Source organism: Escherichia sp. WS1368 (assembly GCF_046487485.1).
In the GTDB taxonomy this organism is placed as follows: Bacteria; Pseudomonadota; Gammaproteobacteria; order Enterobacterales; family Enterobacteriaceae; genus Escherichia; species Escherichia coli.
Genome location: NZ_JBJQJI010000011.1, coordinates 45,377 through 65,797, shown reverse-complemented (window position 1 = coordinate 65,797; position 20,421 = coordinate 45,377). Strand labels below are relative to the sequence as shown.

At 51.4% G+C, this 20,421-nt stretch carries 21 protein-coding genes; 13 read left to right on the top strand and 8 right to left on the bottom strand.

Annotated elements, in window-relative coordinates; genetic code table 11:
* Nucleotides 1-7 precede the first annotated feature (7 nt).
* The 8 genes from citF to uspG all read left to right on the top strand — a co-directional run bounded on the left by citF (nt 8) and on the right by uspG (nt 6,805).
* A complete protein-coding gene (citF, locus tag ACJHYD_RS17705; RefSeq protein WP_000192245.1) occupies nt 8-1,540 on the top strand; it encodes a citrate lyase subunit alpha in 1,533 nt (510 codons plus the stop codon).
* A gap of 3 nt (nt 1,541-1,543) precedes the next feature.
* Nucleotides 1,544-2,095, top strand: coding sequence for a citrate lyase holo-[acyl-carrier protein] synthase (gene citX, locus ACJHYD_RS17700; protein WP_000550422.1), 552 nt, complete (start codon nt 1,544-1,546; stop codon nt 2,093-2,095).
* Nucleotides 2,070-2,948: a triphosphoribosyl-dephospho-CoA synthase CitG gene (gene citG / locus ACJHYD_RS17695; RefSeq protein WP_001522532.1), complete on the top strand. Its 879-nt coding sequence runs from the start codon at nt 2,070-2,072 to the stop codon at nt 2,946-2,948. Before citX ends, citG begins: the two co-directional genes overlap by 26 nt.
* A gap of 49 nt (nt 2,949-2,997) precedes the next feature.
* Nucleotides 2,998-4,461: a citrate/succinate antiporter CitT gene (gene citT / locus ACJHYD_RS17690; RefSeq protein ID WP_000050323.1), complete on the top strand. Its 1,464-nt coding sequence runs from the start codon at nt 2,998-3,000 to the stop codon at nt 4,459-4,461.
* Between the two features lie 113 nt (nt 4,462-4,574).
* Nucleotides 4,575-5,381 carry a ribonuclease I gene (gene rna, locus ACJHYD_RS17685; protein ID WP_001550794.1) on the top strand — a complete coding sequence of 269 codons (807 nt, stop codon included), beginning with the start codon at nt 4,575-4,577 and terminating at the stop codon, nt 5,379-5,381.
* 229 nt (nt 5,382-5,610) lie between these two features.
* Nucleotides 5,611-6,021, top strand: coding sequence for a nucleoside diphosphate kinase regulator (rnk, locus tag ACJHYD_RS17680; RefSeq protein ID WP_000089731.1), 411 nt, complete (start codon nt 5,611-5,613; stop codon nt 6,019-6,021).
* Between the two features lie 142 nt (nt 6,022-6,163).
* The gene (gene yldA / locus ACJHYD_RS17675; protein WP_001287361.1) at nt 6,164-6,253 is read left to right on the top strand and encodes a small membrane protein YldA; all 90 of its coding nucleotides are present in this window, start codon (nt 6,164-6,166) and stop codon (nt 6,251-6,253) included.
* Nucleotides 6,254-6,376: 123 nt separating this feature from the next.
* Nucleotides 6,377-6,805, top strand: coding sequence for a universal stress protein UspG (gene uspG, locus ACJHYD_RS17670; protein WP_001308472.1), 429 nt, complete (start codon nt 6,377-6,379; stop codon nt 6,803-6,805).
* Nucleotides 6,806-6,925: 120 nt separating this feature from the next.
* On the opposite strand, the gene ahpF is transcribed toward uspG, so the two are convergent.
* Nucleotides 6,926-8,491 (bottom strand): alkyl hydroperoxide reductase subunit F, encoded by a 1,566-nt coding sequence (gene ahpF / locus ACJHYD_RS17665; RefSeq protein WP_001366511.1) that lies wholly within the window; start codon nt 8,489-8,491, stop codon nt 6,926-6,928.
* A gap of 170 nt (nt 8,492-8,661) precedes the next feature.
* Entirely contained in the window at nt 8,662-9,225 is a 564-nt protein-coding gene (gene ahpC, locus ACJHYD_RS17660; protein WP_000052796.1) for an alkyl hydroperoxide reductase subunit C, read from the bottom strand.
* Between the two features lie 371 nt (nt 9,226-9,596).
* Between ahpC and dsbG the strand changes: the two genes are divergently transcribed.
* The 4 genes from dsbG (at nt 9,597) to ACJHYD_RS17640 (ending at nt 13,422) form a co-directional block, all read left to right on the top strand.
* Nucleotides 9,597-10,343 (top strand): thiol:disulfide interchange protein DsbG, encoded by a 747-nt coding sequence (gene dsbG, locus ACJHYD_RS17655; RefSeq protein WP_001301891.1) that lies wholly within the window; start codon nt 9,597-9,599, stop codon nt 10,341-10,343.
* A 207-nt stretch (nt 10,344-10,550) separates the two neighbouring features.
* Nucleotides 10,551-11,453 (top strand): DNA-binding transcriptional repressor CitR, encoded by a 903-nt coding sequence (citR, locus tag ACJHYD_RS17650; protein WP_001550793.1) that lies wholly within the window; start codon nt 10,551-10,553, stop codon nt 11,451-11,453.
* Between the two features lie 146 nt (nt 11,454-11,599).
* Entirely contained in the window at nt 11,600-12,820 is a 1,221-nt protein-coding gene (locus ACJHYD_RS17645; RefSeq protein WP_000029782.1) for a phosphoadenosine phosphosulfate reductase, read from the top strand.
* Nucleotides 12,793-13,422, top strand: coding sequence for an IbrB-like domain-containing protein (locus ACJHYD_RS17640; protein ID WP_000502941.1), 630 nt, complete (start codon nt 12,793-12,795; stop codon nt 13,420-13,422). The genes ACJHYD_RS17645 and ACJHYD_RS17640 overlap by 28 nt, the downstream gene beginning before the upstream one ends.
* On the opposite strand, the gene ybdL is transcribed toward ACJHYD_RS17640, so the two are convergent.
* Nucleotides 13,423-14,583 (bottom strand): methionine-oxo-acid transaminase, encoded by a 1,161-nt coding sequence (gene ybdL / locus ACJHYD_RS17635; protein WP_001550792.1) that lies wholly within the window; start codon nt 14,581-14,583, stop codon nt 13,423-13,425. It lies immediately after the preceding gene.
* A 108-nt stretch (nt 14,584-14,691) separates the two neighbouring features.
* Between ybdL and hcxA the strand changes: the two genes are divergently transcribed.
* A complete protein-coding gene (hcxA, locus tag ACJHYD_RS17630) occupies nt 14,692-15,780 on the top strand; it encodes a hydroxycarboxylate dehydrogenase HcxA (protein WP_001550791.1) in 1,089 nt (362 codons plus the stop codon).
* Nucleotides 15,781-15,789: 9 nt separating this feature from the next.
* Here hcxA and ACJHYD_RS17625 read toward each other — a convergent pair whose 3' ends face one another.
* From ACJHYD_RS17625 to entB, 5 genes are all read right to left on the bottom strand, one after another.
* On the bottom strand, nt 15,790-15,987 hold the full coding sequence (locus tag ACJHYD_RS17625; RefSeq protein ID WP_000460431.1) for a YbdD/YjiX family protein: 198 nt from the start codon (nt 15,985-15,987) through the stop codon (nt 15,790-15,792).
* 127 nt (nt 15,988-16,114) lie between these two features.
* On the bottom strand, nt 16,115-18,220 hold the full coding sequence (gene cstA / locus ACJHYD_RS17620; protein ID WP_001043146.1) for a pyruvate/proton symporter CstA: 2,106 nt from the start codon (nt 18,218-18,220) through the stop codon (nt 16,115-16,117).
* A gap of 180 nt (nt 18,221-18,400) precedes the next feature.
* Nucleotides 18,401-18,814 carry a proofreading thioesterase EntH gene (gene entH, locus ACJHYD_RS17615; RefSeq protein WP_001550790.1) on the bottom strand — a complete coding sequence of 138 codons (414 nt, stop codon included), beginning with the start codon at nt 18,812-18,814 and terminating at the stop codon, nt 18,401-18,403.
* 2 nt (nt 18,815-18,816) lie between these two features.
* Nucleotides 18,817-19,563 carry a 2,3-dihydro-2,3-dihydroxybenzoate dehydrogenase EntA gene (gene entA, locus ACJHYD_RS17610; protein ID WP_000347657.1) on the bottom strand — a complete coding sequence of 249 codons (747 nt, stop codon included), beginning with the start codon at nt 19,561-19,563 and terminating at the stop codon, nt 18,817-18,819.
* Nucleotides 19,563-20,420, bottom strand: a complete 858-nt coding sequence (gene entB, locus ACJHYD_RS17605) for an enterobactin biosynthesis bifunctional isochorismatase/aryl carrier protein EntB (protein WP_001007138.1) — start codon at nt 20,418-20,420, stop codon at nt 19,563-19,565. The genes entA and entB overlap by 1 nt, the downstream gene beginning before the upstream one ends.
* Between the last annotated feature and the right edge of the window lies 1 nt (nt 20,421).

Genomic DNA, 20,421 nt, shown 5'->3' with positions numbered 1-20,421 from the left:
AATCAAAATGACGCAGAAAATTGAACAATCTCAACGACAAGAACGGGTAGCGGCCTGGAATCGTCGCGCTGAATGCGATCTTGCCGCTTTCCAGAACTCGCCAAAGCAAACCTACCAGGCTGAAAAAGCGCGCGATCGCAAACTGTGCGCCAACCTGGAAGAAGCGATTCGTCGCTCTGGTTTACAGGACGGCATGACGGTTTCCTTCCATCACGCTTTCCGTGGCGGTGACCTGACCGTCAATATGGTGATGGACGTCATCGCGAAGATGGGCTTTAAAAACCTGACTCTAGCCTCCAGCTCCCTGAGTGATTGCCATGCGCCGCTGGTAGAACACATTCGCCAGGGCGTGGTTACCCGCATTTATACCTCTGGCCTGCGCGGTCCACTGGCGGAAGAAATCTCCCGCGGTCTGCTGGCGGAACCGGTGCAAATCCACTCTCACGGCGGACGTGTGCATCTGGTACAGAGCGGCGAACTGAATATTGATGTGGCTTTCCTCGGCGTCCCATCCTGTGATGAATTCGGTAATGCCAACGGCTACACCGGTAAAGCCTGCTGCGGCTCCCTCGGCTATGCAATGGTTGATGCCGACAACGCGAAACAGGTTGTGATGCTCACTGAAGAACTGCTGCCTTATCCGCATAATCCGGCAAGCATTGAGCAAGATCAGGTTGATCTGATCGTCAAAGTTGATCGCGTTGGCGATGCCGCGAAAATCGGCGCTGGCGCGACCCGTATGACCACTAACCCGCGCGAACTGCTTATTGCCCGTAGCGCTGCGGATGTGATTGTCAACTCAGGCTACTTTAAAGAAGGTTTCTCCATGCAGACCGGCACCGGCGGCGCATCGCTGGCGGTAACCCGTTTCCTGGAAGACAAAATGCGTAGCCGCGATATTCGCGCCGACTTCGCCCTTGGCGGTATTACCGCAACGATGGTTGATCTGCACGAAAAAGGGCTGATCCGCAAACTGCTGGATGTACAGAGCTTTGACAGCCACGCTGCACAATCGCTGGCCCGTAACCCCAATCACATCGAAATCAGCGCCAACCAGTACGCTAACTGGGGTTCAAAAGGCGCATCGGTTGATCGTCTCGACGTGGTGGTACTGAGCGCGCTGGAAATTGACACCCAGTTCAACGTTAACGTGCTGACCGGCTCTGACGGCGTACTGCGTGGTGCTTCCGGTGGTCACTGCGATACCGCGATTGCCTCTGCGCTTTCCATCATCGTCGCGCCGCTGGTACGCGGTCGTATTCCGACTCTGGTGGATAACGTGCTGACCTGCATCACCCCGGGCTCCAGTGTCGATATTCTGGTCACTGACCACGGTATCGCAGTTAACCCGGCACGTCCGGAGCTGGCAGAACGTCTGCAGGAAGCGGGCATTAAAGTGGTTTCCATTGAGTGGCTGCGTGAACGTGCGCGTCTGCTGACCGGTGAACCACAGCCGATTGAATTCACCGACCGCGTCGTTGCCGTTGTGCGTTACCGCGATGGCTCGGTGATCGATGTTGTGCATCAGGTGAAGGAATAAGCCATGCACCTGCTTCCTGAACTCGCCAGCCACCATGCGGTATCAATTCCCGAGCTGCTCGTCAGCCGGGATGAAAGGCAAGCACGGCAACACGTCTGGCTCAAGCGCCATCCTGTTCCACTGGTCTCCTTTACCGTGGTTGCGCCTGGGCCGATTAAAGACAGCGAGGTCACACGCCGAATTTTTAATCATGGCGTGACAGCCTTGCGTGCCTTAGCCGCAAAACAGGGCTGGCAAATTCAGGAGCAGGCTGCACTGGTTTCCGCCAGCGGGCCGGAGGGCATGTTGAGCATTGCCGCCCCGGCTCGCGACCTCAAGCTCGCCACCATTGAGCTTGAACATAGTCATCCTCTCGGGCGGTTATGGGATATCGATGTCCTGACACCCGAAGGCGAAATTCTCTCCCGCCGCGACTATTCACTGCCGCCTCGCCGCTGCCTGTTGTGCGAGCAAAGCGCAGCTGTTTGCGCGCGTGGAAAAACCCATCAACTGACCGATTTACTCAACCGCATGGAGGCGCTGCTGAACGATGTCGATGCCTGCAACGTCAACTAAAAACACAAAGCTTGCGACGTCATTAATCGATGAGTACGCCCTGCTGGGCTGGCGCGCCATGCTGACTGAAGTCAATCTGTCACCGAAACCAGGCCTCGTGGATCGCATTAACTGCGGTGCGCATAAAGATATGGCGCTGGAAGATTTCCACCGCAGCGCGCTGGCGATTCAGGGCTGGTTACCCCGTTTCATTGAATTTGGTGCCTGTAGTGCTGAAATGGCACCAGAAGAGGTACTCCACGGATTACGCCCAATAGGTATGGCTTGCGAAGGTGATATGTTCCGCGCCACTGCGGGCGTAAACACGCATAAAGGCAGCATTTTTTCTTTAGGGCTACTGTGTGCGGCAATTGGCCGTTTGCTTCAACTCAACCAGTCGATAACGCCAATAACAATTTGTGCGACGGCGGCAAGTTTCTGCCGTGGCCTGACCGATCGCGAACTGCGTACCAATAATTCACAACTGACGGCAGGTCAACGGTTGTACCAGCAGCTTGGCCTTACCGGCGCACGCGGTGAAGCCGAAGCGGGTTATCCACTGGTGATCAACCACGCCCTGCCGCATTACCTCACTCTGCTGGATCAGGGGTTAGATCCTGAACTGGCACTGCTCGATACCTTACTCCTACTGATGGCGATCAACGGCGATACCAACGTTGCATCGCGCGGTGGCGAGGGGGGCCTGCGCTGGCTACAGCGCGAGGCGCAAACATTATTGCAAAAAGGGGGCATCCGAACCCCCGCCGATCTCGATTATCTCCGGCAGTTCGACAGGGAGTGTATCGAACGAAATCTCAGTCCAGGCGGCAGTGCCGACCTGCTGATCCTTACTTGGTTTTTAGCACAGATTTAATTATTTAAGCACTTGATAAAATTGGAATATTAATTGTCGGAGAACCCGTATGTCTTTAGCAAAAGATAATATATGGAAATTATTGGCGCCCCTGGTGGTGATGGGTGTCATGTTTCTTATCCCTGTACCTGACGGTATGCCGCCGCAGGCGTGGCATTACTTTGCAGTGTTTGTGGCAATGATTGTCGGCATGATCCTCGAGCCAATTCCGGCAACGGCGATCAGTTTTATTGCGGTTACTATTTGCGTTATTGGCAGTAATTACCTGCTCTTTGATGCCAAAGAATTAGCTGACCCAGCGTTTAATGCGCAAAAACAGGCGCTGAAATGGGGTCTGGCTGGTTTTTCCAGCACCACGGTATGGCTGGTATTTGGCGCATTTATTTTTGCATTAGGGTATGAAGTTTCCGGGTTAGGTCGTCGCATTGCCCTTTTCCTGGTGAAATTCATGGGCAAACGCACGCTGACGTTGGGTTATGCGATTGTCATTATCGACATTCTGCTGGCACCGTTTACACCGTCCAACACCGCGCGTACCGGGGGTACGGTTTTTCCGGTCATTAAAAACCTGCCGCCGCTGTTTAAATCATTCCCGAACGATCCGTCCGCGCGTCGTATTGGCGGCTATTTGATGTGGATGATGGTCATTAGTACCAGTCTGAGTTCGTCCATGTTTGTCACCGGTGCGGCACCAAACGTACTGGGTCTGGAGTTCGTCAGCAAAATTGCCGGTATCCAGATTAGCTGGTTGCAGTGGTTCCTCTGCTTCCTGCCGGTTGGGGTTATCTTGCTTATCATTGCGCCGTGGCTTTCCTACGTGCTGTACAAACCGGAAATCACACACAGTGAAGAAGTGGCAACCTGGGCGGGTGATGAACTAAAAACCATGGGTGCGCTGACACGCAGAGAGTGGACGCTGATTGGTCTTGTATTGCTCAGCTTAGGTTTGTGGGTATTTGGCAGTGAAGTCATTAATGCTACTGCGGTAGGTCTGCTGGCAGTTTCGCTAATGCTGGCCCTGCACGTTGTGCCGTGGAAAGACATTACCCGCTATAACAGCGCATGGAACACACTGGTCAACCTGGCAACTCTGGTTGTGATGGCTAATGGCCTGACTCGTTCTGGTTTTATTGACTGGTTCGCCGGTACCATGAGTACGCACCTGGAAGGATTCTCACCAAACGCAACGGTGATTGTACTGGTTCTGGTGTTCTACTTTGCGCACTACCTGTTTGCCAGCCTGTCTGCGCACACCGCAACCATGCTGCCGGTTATTCTGGCCGTCGGTAAAGGTATTCCGGGCGTACCAATGGAACAACTGTGTATCCTGCTGGTGCTGTCTATCGGTATCATGGGCTGTCTGACGCCGTATGCAACCGGTCCTGGGGTGATTATTTACGGCTGTGGCTATGTGAAATCAAAAGATTACTGGCGTCTTGGCGCAATCTTCGGGGTGATTTACATCTCTATGTTGCTGTTGGTTGGCTGGCCGATTCTCGCCATGTGGAACTAATACGTTCGCCAAACGCTGAATAAATCATCACGCCCGCCAGGTAAGCCCACCTGGCGGGCTTTTTTATGATTTAATAGATAGTATTCAGTGTATGTATGAGTTCCACACCCATTATGAAAGCATTCTGGCGTAACGCCGCGTTGCTCGCGGTTTCTCTGCTTCCCTTCTCTTCTGCCAACGCCGTAGCGTTGCAGGCAAAACAGTTTGGCGATTTTGATCGCTATGTCCTGGCCCTCTCCTGGCAAACCGGATTTTGCCAGAGTCAACACGATCGAAATCGTAACGAACGAGATGAATGTCGCCTGCAAACCGAAACGACCAACAAAGCTGATTTTCTGACCGTACATGGTCTGTGGCCAGGATTGCCTAAATCGGTTGCTGCCCGTGGTGTTGATGAACGCCGCTGGATGCGCTTCGGTTGCGCTACTCGCCCAATCCCGAATCTACCAGAAGCGCACGCCAGCCGAATGTGTTCATCGCCGGAAACCGGGTTATCGCTGGAAACAGCCGCTAAACTAAGTGAAGTCATGCCAGGAGCTGGCGGACGTTCCTGCCTGGAACGCTACGAATATGCCAAACACGGTGCCTGCTTTGGTTTTGATCCAGACGCATACTTCGGCACGATGGTACGCCTGAATCAAGAAATTAAAGAGAGCGAAGCCGGAAAATTCCTTGCGGATAACTACGGTAAGACAGTGAGCCGCCGTGACTTTGACGCCGCCTTTGCCAAAAGCTGGGGAAAAGAGAACGTGAAAGCAGTTAAGCTAACGTGTCAGGGTAACCCTGCGTATTTGACTGAAATTCAGATCTCGATCAAAGCTGACGCCATCAACGCTCCGCTTTCTGCAAACTCATTCTTGCCACAACCACACCCAGGCAACTGTGGCAAAACCTTTGTGATTGATAAAGCAGGTTATTAATCCTCTGATTTACAAAAGACGCTAATTCGTCTTCCATAAACCATGACGATTAAGATTTATACATAATGCGCTACATTGAGGAATTCCCTGAATGTGACGCAAATCACTTCAAAGAGTGAGCAACAGTCAGTATCATCATGTGAGTTAAACCCTCGCCGCCTGACGGTGAGGGTTTTCTTTTGGGTATGTTTATCTGCGACACTCGCAGTACCGACGACATGGAGTAAAAATGTCCAGACCAACTATCATCATTAACGACCTGGATGCCGAACGCATCGATATTCTGCTGGAGCAACCCGCCTATGCTGGTTTGCCAATCGCCGACGCGTTAAACGCAGAGTTGGATCGCGCCCAAATGTGTTCGCCAGAAGAGATGCCACACGACGTGGTGACAATGAACAGCCGGGTTAAATTCCGCAATCTTAGCGATGGCGAAGTGCGTGTGCGCACGCTGGTGTATCCGGCAAAAATGACCGATAGCAATACTCAGCTTTCCGTTATGGCTCCGGTAGGTGCCGCACTGCTGGGGCTGCGCGTTGGCGATTCCATTCACTGGGAACTTCCGGGCGGCGTTGCAACCCACCTTGAAGTGCTGGAACTCGAATACCAGCCAGAAGCTGCTGGCGACTACCTGCTTTAATCCCATCTGCACAAGCGATAACTCGCTTTGCCCAGAGGATGCACTCGCATCCTCTTTCCGCTCAAATATCAACCAGATTTATCATTTTGCTCTTAAGCGCAGCATTCTAATCTGAACTGGTTATTCATCTGCGGAACCTCATATGAGCGAAGCTCTCGGTATCACTGCATTTTATATATTCATAGCCGCAATTATTGTTGCTGCAGTGCTATACCTTGAACAACGCTGGTAGCGCCTGGTTTTATTTATTTTCCAGCTCAATAGCAAATTCAGATCAAATCAGCCTCGCAAATTATAGATTCATAACCAATAATGTGCTGTTATGTATACATGCAAAAACAAGGAGAGAATGCTTATGTACAAAACAATCATCATGCCAGTGGATGTTTTCGAAATGGAATTGAGCGACAAAGCGGTTCGCCACGCTGAATTCCTCGCCCAGGATGACGGAGTTATTCATCTACTTCACGTACTACCGGGGTCAGCCAGCCTGAGCCTGCACCGTTTTGCCGCTGATGTGCGTCGTTTTGAAGAGCATCTGCAACATGAAGCAGAAGAACGTCTGCAAACGATGGTCAGCCACTTCACCATCGATCCTTCCCGCATTAAGCAACATGTCCGTTTTGGTAGTGTGCGGGATGAAGTTAACGAGTTAGCGAAAGAACTTGATGCAGATGTAGTAGTGATTGGTTCGCGCAACCCATCGATTTCGACCCATCTGTTAGGTTCTAACGCCTCAAGCGTTATCCGCCACGCCAATCTGCCGGTGCTGGTTGTGCGTTAATTGCCAGAATAAATATCCCGCCCTGCCCGGAGCCATCCCGGCGGGGCTTTTTATTGCCATAAAAAAGCCGCCAGGTTTGACCCCGGCGGCTAAGCAATTGCAGGTGAATCTTACTTCTTCTTATGCAGTTTTGGTGCGAATCAGGTAGTCAAAAGCACTCAGAGAGGCTTTGGCACCTTCGCCAGTGGCGATGATGATCTGCTTGTACGGAACCGTCGTACAGTCACCCGCTGCGAACACGCCTTTCACGTTGGTTTCGCATTTCGCATCAATGATAATCTCGCCCATGCGGTTACGTTCGACTGCGCCTTCGAGCCAGTTGGTGTTCGGCAGCAGACCAATCTGCACGAAAATACCGGCCAGTTCGATGTTGTGAATATCGCCGCTGACACGATCTCGATATTCCAGACCAATGACTTTGCTGCCGTCGCCTTTCACTTCCGTAGTTTGCGCATTCAGAATAATGTCGACGTTTTTCAGGCTGCGCAGTTTGTCCTGCAGAACCTGGTCGGCTTTCATTTCTGGCGCAAATTCCAGCAGCGTTACGTGCTCAACGATACCCGCCAGGTCGATTGCCGCTTCCACGCCGGAGTTACCGCCGCCGATAACCGCTACGCGTTTGCCTTTAAACAGCGGGCCGTCGCAGTGCGGGCAGTAGGTCACGCCTTTGGTGCGATACTGATCTTCGCCCGGAACGTTCATGTTGCGCCATTTTGCACCGGTCGCCACGATAATGCTGCGTGCTTTCAGTACCGCGCCAGAAGCTGTTTCAATCTGATGCAGACCACCTTCAACCGCTGCCGGGATCAGTTTGCTGGCGCTCTGGCTGTCGATCACATCAACGTCGTATTCATCAACGTGAACTTTCAGCGCTCCTGCCAGCTTCTGCCCTTCAGTCTTCGGTACAGAAATGTAGTTTTCGATATCAACGGTATCGAGGATCTGACCACCAAAACGTTCGCCCATCAGACCAGTACGGATGCCTTTACGTGCGGAGTAAATTGCTGCCGCTGCACCCGCTGGGCCGGAACCGACGATTAATACGTCATAAGCATCACGCTTGTTCAGCTCTTCTGCCGCACGTTTTTCCGCGCCAGTATCAATTTTGGCGACGATTTCAGTCAACGTCATGCGACCCTGACCAAACTCTTTCCCGTTTACGAATACTGCCGGAACGCCCATCACGTTGCGATCGGTGATTTCGTTCTGGAAGGTACCTCCGTCAATTGCAGTGTGCTTGATGCGCGGGTTCAGTACGCTCATCAGGTTCAGCGCCTGCACCACATCCGGGCAGTTGTGGCAAGAGAGCGAGTAATAGGTTTCGAATTCAAAATCACCGTCAATATGGCGAATCTGCTCCAGCAGAGACTGCGCTTCTTTCGACGGATGACCACCGGTCCACAACAACGCCAGTACCAGCGAGGTAAACTCGTGGCCCAGCGGGGAACCTGCAAAACGTGGCCCCTGGTTAGAACCTGGGTTGGTGATCAGGAAAGACGGCTTACGCACCGGCAAGCTGTTATCTTCTTTAAAGGTGACTTTGTCTGACAGTTCTGCGATTTCAGCCAACAGTTCCTTGATTTCTGCCGATTTAGCGCTGTCATCCAGCGTGGCAATTAACTCAACAGGCTTGGTCAATTTCTCAAGGTAAGCCTTGAGTTGAGTTTTCATATTTGTGTCGAGCATGTTTATCTCCTGGGCTTTAAACATCATCATGCAAGCGGCCTCTGCGGCTACCTGGATGCAGCTTGCATCATGGTGCGGGGAAGAAAATCGGGTGCCGCAGCACCCGAAGAATTAGGTGAATTTCCGAAGTATTTCGCGCCGGAGTTGGTAGCGCGAAAGACGAAGGAAATTTAGATTTTACCAACCAGGTCCAGAGACGGAGCCAGAGTTGCTTCACCTTCTTTCCATTTAGCCGGGCAAACTTCACCTGGGTGAGAAGCTACGTACTGTGCTGCTTTGATTTTACGCAGCAGGTCAGACGCGTCACGGCCAATGCCTTCAGCGGTAACTTCGATTGCCTGGATGATACCCTGCGGGTCAACAACGAAGGTCGCACGGTCAGCCAGACCTTCATCTTCACGCATGTTGTCGAAGTTACGGGTCAGGGCGCCAGTCGGGTCGCCGATCATCGCATATTTGATTTTAGCGATGGTTTCAGAGCTGCTGTGCCATGCTTTGTGGGTGAAGTGAGTATCGGTAGATACTGCGTATACGTCTACGCCCAGTTTCTGCAGTTCTTCGTAGTGGTCAGCAACGTCACCCAGTTCGGTCGGGCATACGAAAGTAAAGTCAGCCGGGTAGAAGAAGAAGACGCTCCAGCGGCCTTCGGTATCTTTTTCGGTGATTTCGATGAATTCGCCGTTTTTGAATGCCTGGTTTTTAAAAGGTTTAATTTTGGTGTTAATCAAGGACATCTATACTTCCTCCGTGTTTTCGATGAGATGTAAGGTAACCAATTTTTGCCGATTCGGCTAATGCGTTTCCATTATCAAATCGATAAGTTTTACCTTACAACCTTCGTAAGACAACTTTGTGAACTTTGCACCGCCAGCGGCGATAAAAAGTAAAATGGCCCCCTTTCCAGGTGACCGTGTAATCTGAACTACCCTTTGGTATCTTCAGCGCCTGCCTGCAGGCTGAGGTGTTGCCCTTACAAATGCAACAACGACATGGATTACAACACCCTCATAAACAAAGGGCAATCACCTGATCTAAGCTCTTACCTATGGCAGTGATAGGTTATGCCTTTTACCCGACTTTTGCACTGACTGAAAAGGACAAATTAATGTTAAAAAAGATACTTTTACTGGCTCTGCTTCCTGCAATCGCCTTCGCAGAGGAACTTCCTGCCCCAGTAAAAGCGATTGAAAAACAGGGCATTACAATCATCAAAACGTTCGATGCTCCCGGAGGAATGAAAGGTTATCTCGGAAAGTATCAGGATATGGGCGTCACCATCTACCTGACTCCAGATGGTAAGCACGCTATCTCCGGTTACATGTACAACGAGAAAGGTGAAAACCTGAGTAACACACTTATCGAAAAAGAAATTTACGCACCAGCCGGACGCGAAATGTGGCAACGGATGGAACAATCCCACTGGCTCCTCGACGGTAAAAAAGACGCGCCGGTCATTGTTTACGTCTTCGCCGATCCGTTCTGCCCATATTGTAAACAGTTCTGGCAGCAGGCGCGCCCGTGGGTAGATTCTGGCAAAGTGCAATTAAGAACATTGTTGGTTGGGGTTATCAAGCCAGAAAGCCCGGCGACAGCAGCGGCAATTCTTGCCTCCAAAGATCCCGCAAAAACCTGGCAAGAATATGAAGCCTCTGGTGGCAAGCTTAAGCTAAACGTGCCTGCAAACGTAAGTACAGAGCAAATGAAAGTGTTAAGCGACAACGAGAAACTGATGGACGATCTGGGGGCAAATGTCACACCAGCTATCTATTACATGAGTAAGGAAAATACTCTGCAACAGGCCGTGGGGTTGCCCGATCAGAAAACGCTTAATATCATTATGGGGAATAAATAAAATATAATTCATGGATGGTTGAAATATATCCCTGCTTTTCAACCATCCTAAAAAAGCATGAATTGCTCGCTCTACCCTAAGTGGCTGTGCTATTTTAGAAAAACTTAATCCTGAGTTAAGCAAAAAAACATAATACAAATAAATACAACAGCAACATTATTGATCAAGTGAATGATTTATAGAAGAGATAATATAACGGAGTATGTTATGGCGAATCTTTATGACCTAAAAAAATTTGATCTGAATTTACTGGTCATATTTGAGTGTATTTATCAACATCTCAGCATTAGTAAAGCGGCAGAATCATTATATATAACGCCCTCTGCTGTTAGTCAGTCGTTACAACGTTTACGTGCGCAATTTAATGACCCGTTATTCATTCGCTCAGGGAAAGGTATCGCGCCGACTACGACAGGGTTAAATCTGCATCATCATCTTGAGAAAAATCTCAGAGGCATTGAACAAACGATCAATATTGTTAATAAGTCTGAGCTAAAGAAAAATTTTATTATCTACGGTCCTCAGCTTATTTCTTGTACTAATAACAACATGCTAATCCGCTGTCTTAGACAAGATACTTCAATCGATATAGAATGCCATGACATACTGCTTTCAGCTGAAAATGCCGAAGAACTGTTGGTTCAACGCAAAACTGACCTGGCAATTACACTACAACCAGTAATTAGCCGCTCTGTCATCTGCATGCCGTTACATACTATTCGCAATTCTCTTATATGTAGCAACAAACATCCTCGTATTACCGATACCAGTAACTATGAACAAATTATCGCCGAAGAATTCACCTTGTTGATATCTAAATCAGCAGGGATTGACGAAATTCAAATGGACATAGATGAACGTTTTATGAACCGTAAAGTTTCATTTCGCAGTTCTTCTTTGTTGACGATAATTAATAGTATTTCTGTTACTGACTTATTGGGCATTGTGCCCACCGAACTGTACGATTTACATCGTGATTTTTTGAAGTTACAAGAGATAAAACTGGAACAACCACTTCCTGCGGTTAAACTTTATATTTCCTATAACAAGGCTTCGTTGAACAACCTTGTCTTCTCACGATTCATAGATCGTTTAAATGATAGCTTCTGATTTATTACCACTGATAAATGTTATATTACGCATCAATTGATTCATTGTGTAAATATAAAATAATGTGCTCTATCTTGCTTCGTTTACCCTATAATTAGCGGATTCATCTCACGAGTCACCCCGTAACGTTCAGAGAGCGTTTTCAGATGTCTATTTATAAAATCCCGCTTCCACTGAATATTCTGGAAGCTGCAAAAGAACGTATTACCTGGACACTTAACACCCTACCCCGCGTCTGCGTTTCTTTTTCGGGTGGTAAAGATTCCGGATTAATGCTGCATCTGACCGCCGAACTTGCCCGACAAATGGGCAAAAAAATTTGTGTTTTATTTATCGACTGGGAAGCTCAGTTCTCTTGCACCATTAACTATGTTCAGTCCCTGCGCGAGTTGTACACCGATGTCATCGAAGAGTTTTACTGGGTTGCGCTCCCGCTTACAACGCAAAATTCCCTATCACAATACCAACCCGAATGGCAGTGCTGGGAACCTGATGTCGAATGGGTACGTCAGCCTCCGCAAGATGCGATAACCGATCCTGACTTTTTCTCCTTTTACCAGCCAGGCATGACCTTCGAACAATTTGTGCGTGAGTTTGCCGAATGGTTTTCACAAAAACGTCCGGCGGCGATGATGATCGGCATCCGTGCGGATGAGTCCTACAACCGTTTTGTCGCCATCGCCAGTTTAAATAAACAACGTTTTGCCGATGATAAGCCCTGGACCACTGCCGCACCAGGCGGTCATAGCTGGTACATTTACCCCATCTACGACTGGAAAGTCGCTGATATCTGGACCTGGTATGCTAGCCATCAACGCCTCTGTAACCCACTGTATAATATAATGTATCAGGCAGGCGTTCCTCTACGTCATATGCGAATTTGCGAACCTTTTGGTCCGGAACAACGGCAAGGATTATGGCTCTATCACGTTATCGAACCGGATCGCTGGGCTGCTATGTGCGCACGAGTCAGCGGGGTAAAAAGTGGCGGCATTTACGCCGGACATGACAACCATTTTTATGGTCATCGGAAAATCCTCAAGCCCGAACATTTAGACTGGCAGGAGTATGCATTATTGCTACTCAACAGCATGCCGGAGAAAACAGCTGAGCATTATCGCAATAAAATCGCCATTTATTTGCACTGGTATCAGAAAAAAGGCATCGAGGTTCCACAAACCCAGCAAGGGGACATTGGCGCGAAAGATATCCCCTCCTGGCGGCGAATATGCAAAGTTTTACTCAATAACGATTACTGGTGTCGGGCATTATCATTTAGCCCGACCAAAGCGAAGAACTATCAGCGTTATAACGAACGAATAAAAGGAAAACGTCAGGAATGGGGGATACTATGCAACAACGATTAACGCAGGATTTAACCCAATTTCTCGCCAGCTTGCCGGAAGACGATCGCATCAAAGCGATTAATGAAATCCGCATGGCGATCCATCAGGTTAGCCCCTTTCGAGAAGAGCCTGTGGATTGCGTTCTGTGGGTTAAAAACAGCCAACTTATGCCTAATGATTACAACCCAAACAACGTGGCACCACCCGAAAAAAAACTGCTGAAAAAATCCATTGAAATAGATGGTTTTACCCAACCCATTGTGGTCACGCATACGGATAAAAATGCCCTGGAAATCGTGGATGGTTTTCACCGCCATGAAATTGGTAAAGGCTCATCATCGTTAAAATTACGCTTAAAAGGTTATTTGCCGGTGACCTGTCTGGAAGGTACGCGTAATCAACGCATCGCCGCGACTATTCGTCATAATCGCGCCCGTGGACGTCACCAAATCACTGCCATGTCAGAAATCGTCCGTGAACTCAGCCAGTTGGGATGGGACGATAATAAAATTGGCAAAGAGCTGGGAATGGACAGCGACGAGGTGCTGCGCCTGAAACAAATTAATGGCCTGCAAGAGTTGTTTGCCGACCGTCAATATTCCCGTGCCTGGACTGTCAAATAACTACAGCTGGCGCAGGCGTTCAGCTGCTGCCAGCAACGTCGATTCCTTCTTGGCAAAACAGAGACGAATCAGTTTATGGGGGAAGGGATCGGCGCAAAATACCGACAGCGGGATCGCCGCTACACCGTGCTCCCGCGTCAGCCACTGGCAAAACTCAACGTCATCCAGCGAAGAAACCGCGCTGTAATCCACCAGCAAAAAGTAAGTGCCTTCGCACGGTAAAATCTCCAGCCGACTCTCACTTAAGGCATTCACCAGAATATCGCGTTTTTGGCGATAAAAGTCCGGTAACGCAAGATAATGCTCAGGTTCTGCACGTAGCATATCCGCAAGTGCCAGCTGTGCCGGGGTATTCACCGAAAAGGTCAGATACTGGTGTACCTTGCGAATTTCAGCGCTGATGGGCGCTGGCGCAACGCAATAACCCACTTTCCAGCCGGTCATATGATAGGTCTTGCCAAATGAAGAAACTGCCACCGCCCGCTCACGCAGCTGCGGATGCGCCAGCACGCTGGCATGGCCCTGTTGTGAAAAGTTGATGTGCTCGTAAACTTCATCGCTAATGACAAAAATCTCGTGCCCGGCAATTGCCTGCCACAAAGCGGCGAAATCAGCCTGCTGCCAGACAGTTGCACTGGGGTTATGCGGGGTGTTGAGGATCACCAGTCGGGTGCGCTCGCTTAACAATGCGGCAAATTCCTGCCAGTCCACGCGAAAATGCGGTGGTTGCAGTGCAATACGTTTCACTATTCCCCCCGAAAGCGCGATGGCGGGCGCGTAACTGTCATAGCTGGGATCAAAGCAGATCACTTCATCACCATTGCGCACCAATGCGGTAATCGCTGCATATAACGCTTCCGTCGCCCCTGCCGTTACGGTGATATCGCTATCGGCATCCGGTTGATAGCCATACAGACGTTCCGTTTTCTGAGCAATCGCCTCGCGCAAGGCCTGCACGCCAGTCATAGGCGCGTATTGGTTTGCCCCCTGGGCAACGTGGTACGCCAGGCGCTCCTGCAAATAGCGCGGACCATCAAAATCAGGAAAGCCTTGCGACAGGTTAATTGCCTGGTGTTGCTGCGCCAGCGCGCTCATCTGGGTGAAAATAGTGGTGCCAAGTTGTGGAAGTTTGCTTTGTGGAATCAGAGGGTTATTTGTCATTTTTATTGTACCTGACGAAGTTGCGTGTTGAAGGCACTATAACACGATGCTAGTATTTGGCAATCAAGACGTTTAGATGTCTAAATAAAACAATAAGGACAACACAACATGCCTCACAATCCTATCCGCGTGGTCGTCGGCCCAGCTAACTACTTTTCACATCCAGGCAGTCTCAATCACCTGCATGATTTTTTCACTGATGAACAGCTTTCTCGCGCGGTGTGGATCTACGGCGAACGCGCCATTGCAGCGGCGCAAACAAAACTTCCGCCAGCGTTTGAACGGCCAGGGGCAAAGCATATTTTGTTTCGCGGTCATTGCAGCGAAAGCGGTGTACAACAACTGGCGGCTGACTCCGGTGACGATCGCAGCGTGGTGATTGGCGTCGGCGGCGGCGCACTGCTCGACACCGCAAAAGCCCTCGCCCGCCGTCTCGGTCTGCCGTTTGTTGCCGTTCCGACGATAGCCGCTACCTGCGCCGCCTGGACACCGCTCTCCGTCTGGTATAACGATGCCGGACAGGCGCTGCATTTTGAGATTTTCGACGACGCCAATTTTATGGTGCTGGTGGAACCAGAGATTATCCTCAATGCGCCGCAAGAATATCTGCTGGCGGGGATCGGTGACACGCTGGCGAAATGGTATGAAGCGGTGGTGCTGGCTCCGCAACCAGAAACGTTGCCGCTAACCGTGCGGCTGGGGATCAATAATGCGCAGGCCATTTGCGACGTCTTGTTAAACAGTAGCGAACAGGCGCTGAGCGATCAGCAAAAACAACAGTTAACGCAATCATTTTGCGATGTGGTGGATGCTATTATTGCTGGTGGTGGGATGGTCGGTGGTCTGGGCGATCGTTTTACGCGTGTGGCGGCGGCCCATGCCGTGCATAACGGTCTGACCGTGCTGCCGCAAACCGAGAAGTTTCTTCACGGCACCAAAGTCGCCTACGGAATTCTGGTGCAAAGCGCCTTGCTGGGTCAGGATGATGTGCTGGCACAATTAACCGGGGCGTATCAGCGTTTTCATCTGCCGACTACGCTGGCGGAGCTGGAAGTGGATATCAATAATCAGGCGGAGATCGACAACGTGATTGCCCACACCTTACGTCCGGTGGAATCCATTCATTACCTGCCAGTCACGCTGACACCAGATACGTTGCGTGCAGCGTTCGAAAAAGTGGAATCGTTTAAAGCCTGACGTACACATTTAGCAGCAGCGCGCGCCGCCTTTTCCACCGTAGCGCGCGTCCTGCCGCTCACGGAAAAACTCTTCGTAGGTCATCGGCGTTTGATCGGGATGGTTAACCCGCATATGTTCGACATAGTTGTCGTAATCAGGCATACCAATCATCAGCTTCGCCGCCTGACCTAAATATTTTCCGGCTTTTGCCAGTGAATCAAACATCAATACCTCCGGTAAACAGGTTGCTGAAATATTGCCGGATACGGCGCGAACACCTTATCCGGCCTGGAATTGCTGAGAGTAAGGGGAACCCTCGGCACTATGCCAACATTCCCCCCTCACTCTGACTTTAGTGCGCGCCTTTTGCCTGCGCCACGATCTCCTCGACATTTTCCGGCATTGGCTCATACGGCGTTTCTTTCGCCGTTGGCTTCGGCTCTTTCAATGCCGCCAGTGCCGTCTTAATCGAGAACAGTGCCAGAACCACCACGACCACCATAAAGAAGATGGTTAACCCGGCATCAAGACGGTTGTTGAACACCAGTTGCGCCAGTTGTGACTCAGTATACTGCGACGGAATATTGCCGCTGTCGATCATTGCCTGGAACTTATTAGCAATCGCCAGGAAGCCGACTTTCGCATCCGGGCTAAACGCTTTCTGCCAGCCTGCGGTCAGGGTACAAATCAGCAGCCAGGCCGTTGGTACCAGCGCCACCCAGGCGTAACGTTGACGTTTCATTTTGAACAGCACCACAGCACAGAGCATCAGCGCCATCCCTGCCAGCATCTGGTTGGCAATACCAAACAGCGGCCACAAGGTGTTAATACCGCCCAGCGGATCGACCACGCCCTGATGCAGGAAGTAGCCCCACGCCAGCACGCACAGCGCCGTTGCCAGCAGGTTAGCAGGCAGTGAATCGGTCCGTTTCAGGCCCGGAGACACCACGCCCAGCAGATCCTGCAACATAAAGCGCGCAGCACGCGTACCTGCATCCACCGCCGTCAGAATAAACAGTGCTTCAAACAGAATGGCGAAGTGATACCAGAACGCCACATCCATCATGCCGCCCAGCGCACCGTGCAGAATGTAGGCCATCCCCACCGCCAGGGTCGGCGCACCGCCCGCACGGGAAATGATCGACTGTTCACCCACTTCGCTGGCAATCTGGTTTAGCGTATCCGGGGTAATCGCAAAGCCCCAGCTACTCACCACCTGCGCGGCAGAAGCAACCACATCCGCCGTCCCTGCCGGAGCCAGCACCGCCATCGGGCTGTTCATGGCGAAGTACACACCCGGATCGATGATACAGGCGGAAACCAGCGCCATAATCGCTACGAAGGATTCCATTAACATCCCGCCGTAGCCGATAAAACACGCCTGCCCTTCGTTCGCCAGCATCTTCGGCGTGGTGCCGGAAGAGATCAGCGCATGGAAGCCAGACACCGCGCCACAGGCGATGGTGATAAACAGGAACGGGAACAGGTTACCGGTCCATACCGGGCCAGTACCATCAACAAATTTGGTCAGCGCAGGCATGGTCAGCGTCGGGCGCATAATCAAAATGCCTACCGCCAGACCGACGATAGTCCCGATTTTCAGGAAGGTTGAGAGGTAGTCACGCGGAGCCAGCAGCAGCCACACCGGCAGCACCGCCGCCACAAAACCGTAACCCACCAGCATCCAGGTCAGCTGCACGCCGGTAAAGTCAAAGTACGGTGCCCAGGTCGGGCTTTCTGCCACCCAGCCGCCAGAGATAATGGCGAAAATCAGGAACACCAGACCAATCACCGACACTTCGCCAATACGCCCCGGACGCAAATAGCGCAGGTAGATCCCCATAAACAGCGCCAGCGGAATGGTGAACGCAACGGTATACGTTCCCCACGGGCTATGAGTCAGGGCTTTCACCACGATCATCGCCAGTACTGCAAGGATAATGACCATGATCATAAAGCAGGCCACCAGCGCAATCACCCCGGCGGTTGGCCCCATCTCTTCTTTGACCAGCTCACCCAGCGAGCGACCGTCACGGCGCGTAGAAACAAACAGCACCATGAAATCCTGCACCGCACCGGCGAGAACCACCCCGGCGAGCAGCCAGATCATCCCCGGCAGGTAGCCCATTTGCGCCGCCAGCACCGGCCCAACCAGCGGACCTGCTCCGGCAATGGCCGCAAAATGGTGACCGAACAGCACTTTCTTGTCCGTCGGCACATAGTCCAGCCCGTCGTTATGGCGCACAGCTGGCGTCATACGCGTCGGGTCAACCGCCAGCACATTTTTGGCGATATACAGGCCATAAAAACGGTAAGCGATCAGATAGATACAGACCGACGCCACCACAATCCACAGCGCGTTGATCTGTTCCCCACGATTTAAAGCAATGTATCCCAGAGCAAATGCTCCCATTACAGAGAGCACTGTCCAGACGAGGTATTTCCCTGATTTGTTCATAGTTGTTATCCGTGTGCGTGTCCATAGAGATGTTACATTTTGTTTCTATAACATCTTTGTACAATTTAACAACACAGCAACCATGTAAATCGGAGTTGAAACCAATATTTAACTTAACAATGTTAACTCGATCACTCCGTTAACCGAGTTTTCCTGCAATCTCATTTAATTCTGTCGGGCTCATCCCAAAACTGCCGTACCCAGCCGACAGGTGCAGCAACGCCGCCCCTGTTCATCGAAAACAACGATTTCCCAGCTCTGATTTTGCCGCCCAAGATGCAGCGGCTGGCAGATGCCGCGTACCTTGCCTTCAGACACCGGGCGATGATGTGTGGCGTTAAGTTCCGTGCCCACCACACACTGTCCGTCGAGGGTCATCATAAATCCGGCCATCGATCCCAGCGTTTCCGCCAGCGCCGCCGACGCGCCGCCATGTAGTAAACCGAACGGCTGATGAGTACGGGTATCGACCGGCATTTCGGCTTCGAGTACATCATCGCCCAGACGGGTATACACAATTCCCAGATGCGCCACCATTGTGTTATCGCTGGTGGCGTTCAGCTCGTCGAGCGTTAAATGGCGTTTCCAGATCATGCTTATGCCCCCAGCGTCGAGCCGCCATCTACCACAATATCCTGTAGCGTGATATGGCTGGCGAGGTCAGAGGCGAGGAACAAAATCGTGTTGGCGATCTCTTGTGGACGGGCGATTTTCCCCAGCGGAATGCCGAGTTTAAACTGCTCGCCAAAGCCGCGAATACGCTGCTCTTCGGCGTCATCGCTCACCCACAGCGTGCGTTGCATATCGGTGTCGGTGGAGCCTGGCGAAACCACATTACAGCGCACGCCGCTACCCGCCAGTTCCAGCCCAACGCTCAACGCCAGGCTTTTCAGCGCCGCTTTCGACGCGCCATAAGCACTCATACCAATGCGCGGCGTGTGTGCGGCGTCGGACGCAACAGTAACAATCGCCCCGCCCCGCTGACGGCGAAACTGGTTCATGGTCTGCTGGAACAGGTTAAACGCACCGCCGACATTGACCGCAAAAGTCTGCTGCCAGTCCTCCTTACTGAGCTGATCGGTCGCGCCCATGCGCAAAATTCCCGCCGCATTGACCAGCACGTCCAGTCGCTCCGTTTCAGCTAACAGTCGCTGACATACCTGCGCCACCTGCGCAGCATCGGCAACATCCATTACTTCGGTCGCAAAAGGATATTGCTCCTGAGTAAACGCTTGATCAAAACCTGTAACTTTCGCCCCCGCCTCAACAAATGCCAGCGCCGTAGCATAGCCGATACCTTTCCCCGCGCCAGTTACCCAGACATTTTTACCGCTGAAATCCATTATTTCACCTCGCGGGAGAGTAGCTTCCACCAGGCGTCTATGGTCGGGTTTTTCGCCAGCATGACAAAGTCGATATCGCCATGCACTTTGCGCCAGCGCGCCGCCAGCGCCATCATGCGCACCGAATCCAGACCGTAGTCGATCAGGTTGTCGTCATCGAACGGTTCATCGGACTCGTCCAGCAACGGCAGGATCACCTCACGCAGCGCCGCTTTGCTGGCGGGGATAGGTGCTGGCAGTAATTCTTCGGTCATCACCACCCGGCCAGAACGTCCGGCCACATATTTCAGCGACATCAAATGCTCGTCACGGCTGAAATCAGCCAGCGCATCCGCCACCATAAACGGTTTAATATCGCGCATAAATGCGTCGGTTGCGGTGGTCATACAGCCAATGTGGGCATATACCCCGGTAATAATCAGCTGGTTACGTCCACTCTCTTTGAGCATTTGCTCCAGCGGGGAACGATGAAACGCGCTGTAGCGCCACTTCACCAGCACCGTGTCGTCGGCATCTGGCGTCAGGCGATCCACCACCTTTTGCTGTTCCGGCGAACGGGTCAGGCCAGGCCCCCACATATCATTCAACAGCGCCCGATCTTCATCGCTCTGCTCTTTCGGCTGGGCGGTGTAATAAACCGGGATATTGTGCTGTTTGCAGTAGTCGCGTAGTGCCGCAATATTCGCGATCACCTGCTCCATCATCGGGCAGTTCTCGCCCCAGAAGCTGACAAAATAGTCCTGCATATCATGGATTAACAACGCGGCACGTTGCGGTTCAAAGGCCCAGTCAACTTTATTCTGCGGAATATCGTGAGACTCCGGCAGTGCGTAAGCCTGTAATTTTGGAATAGCCATC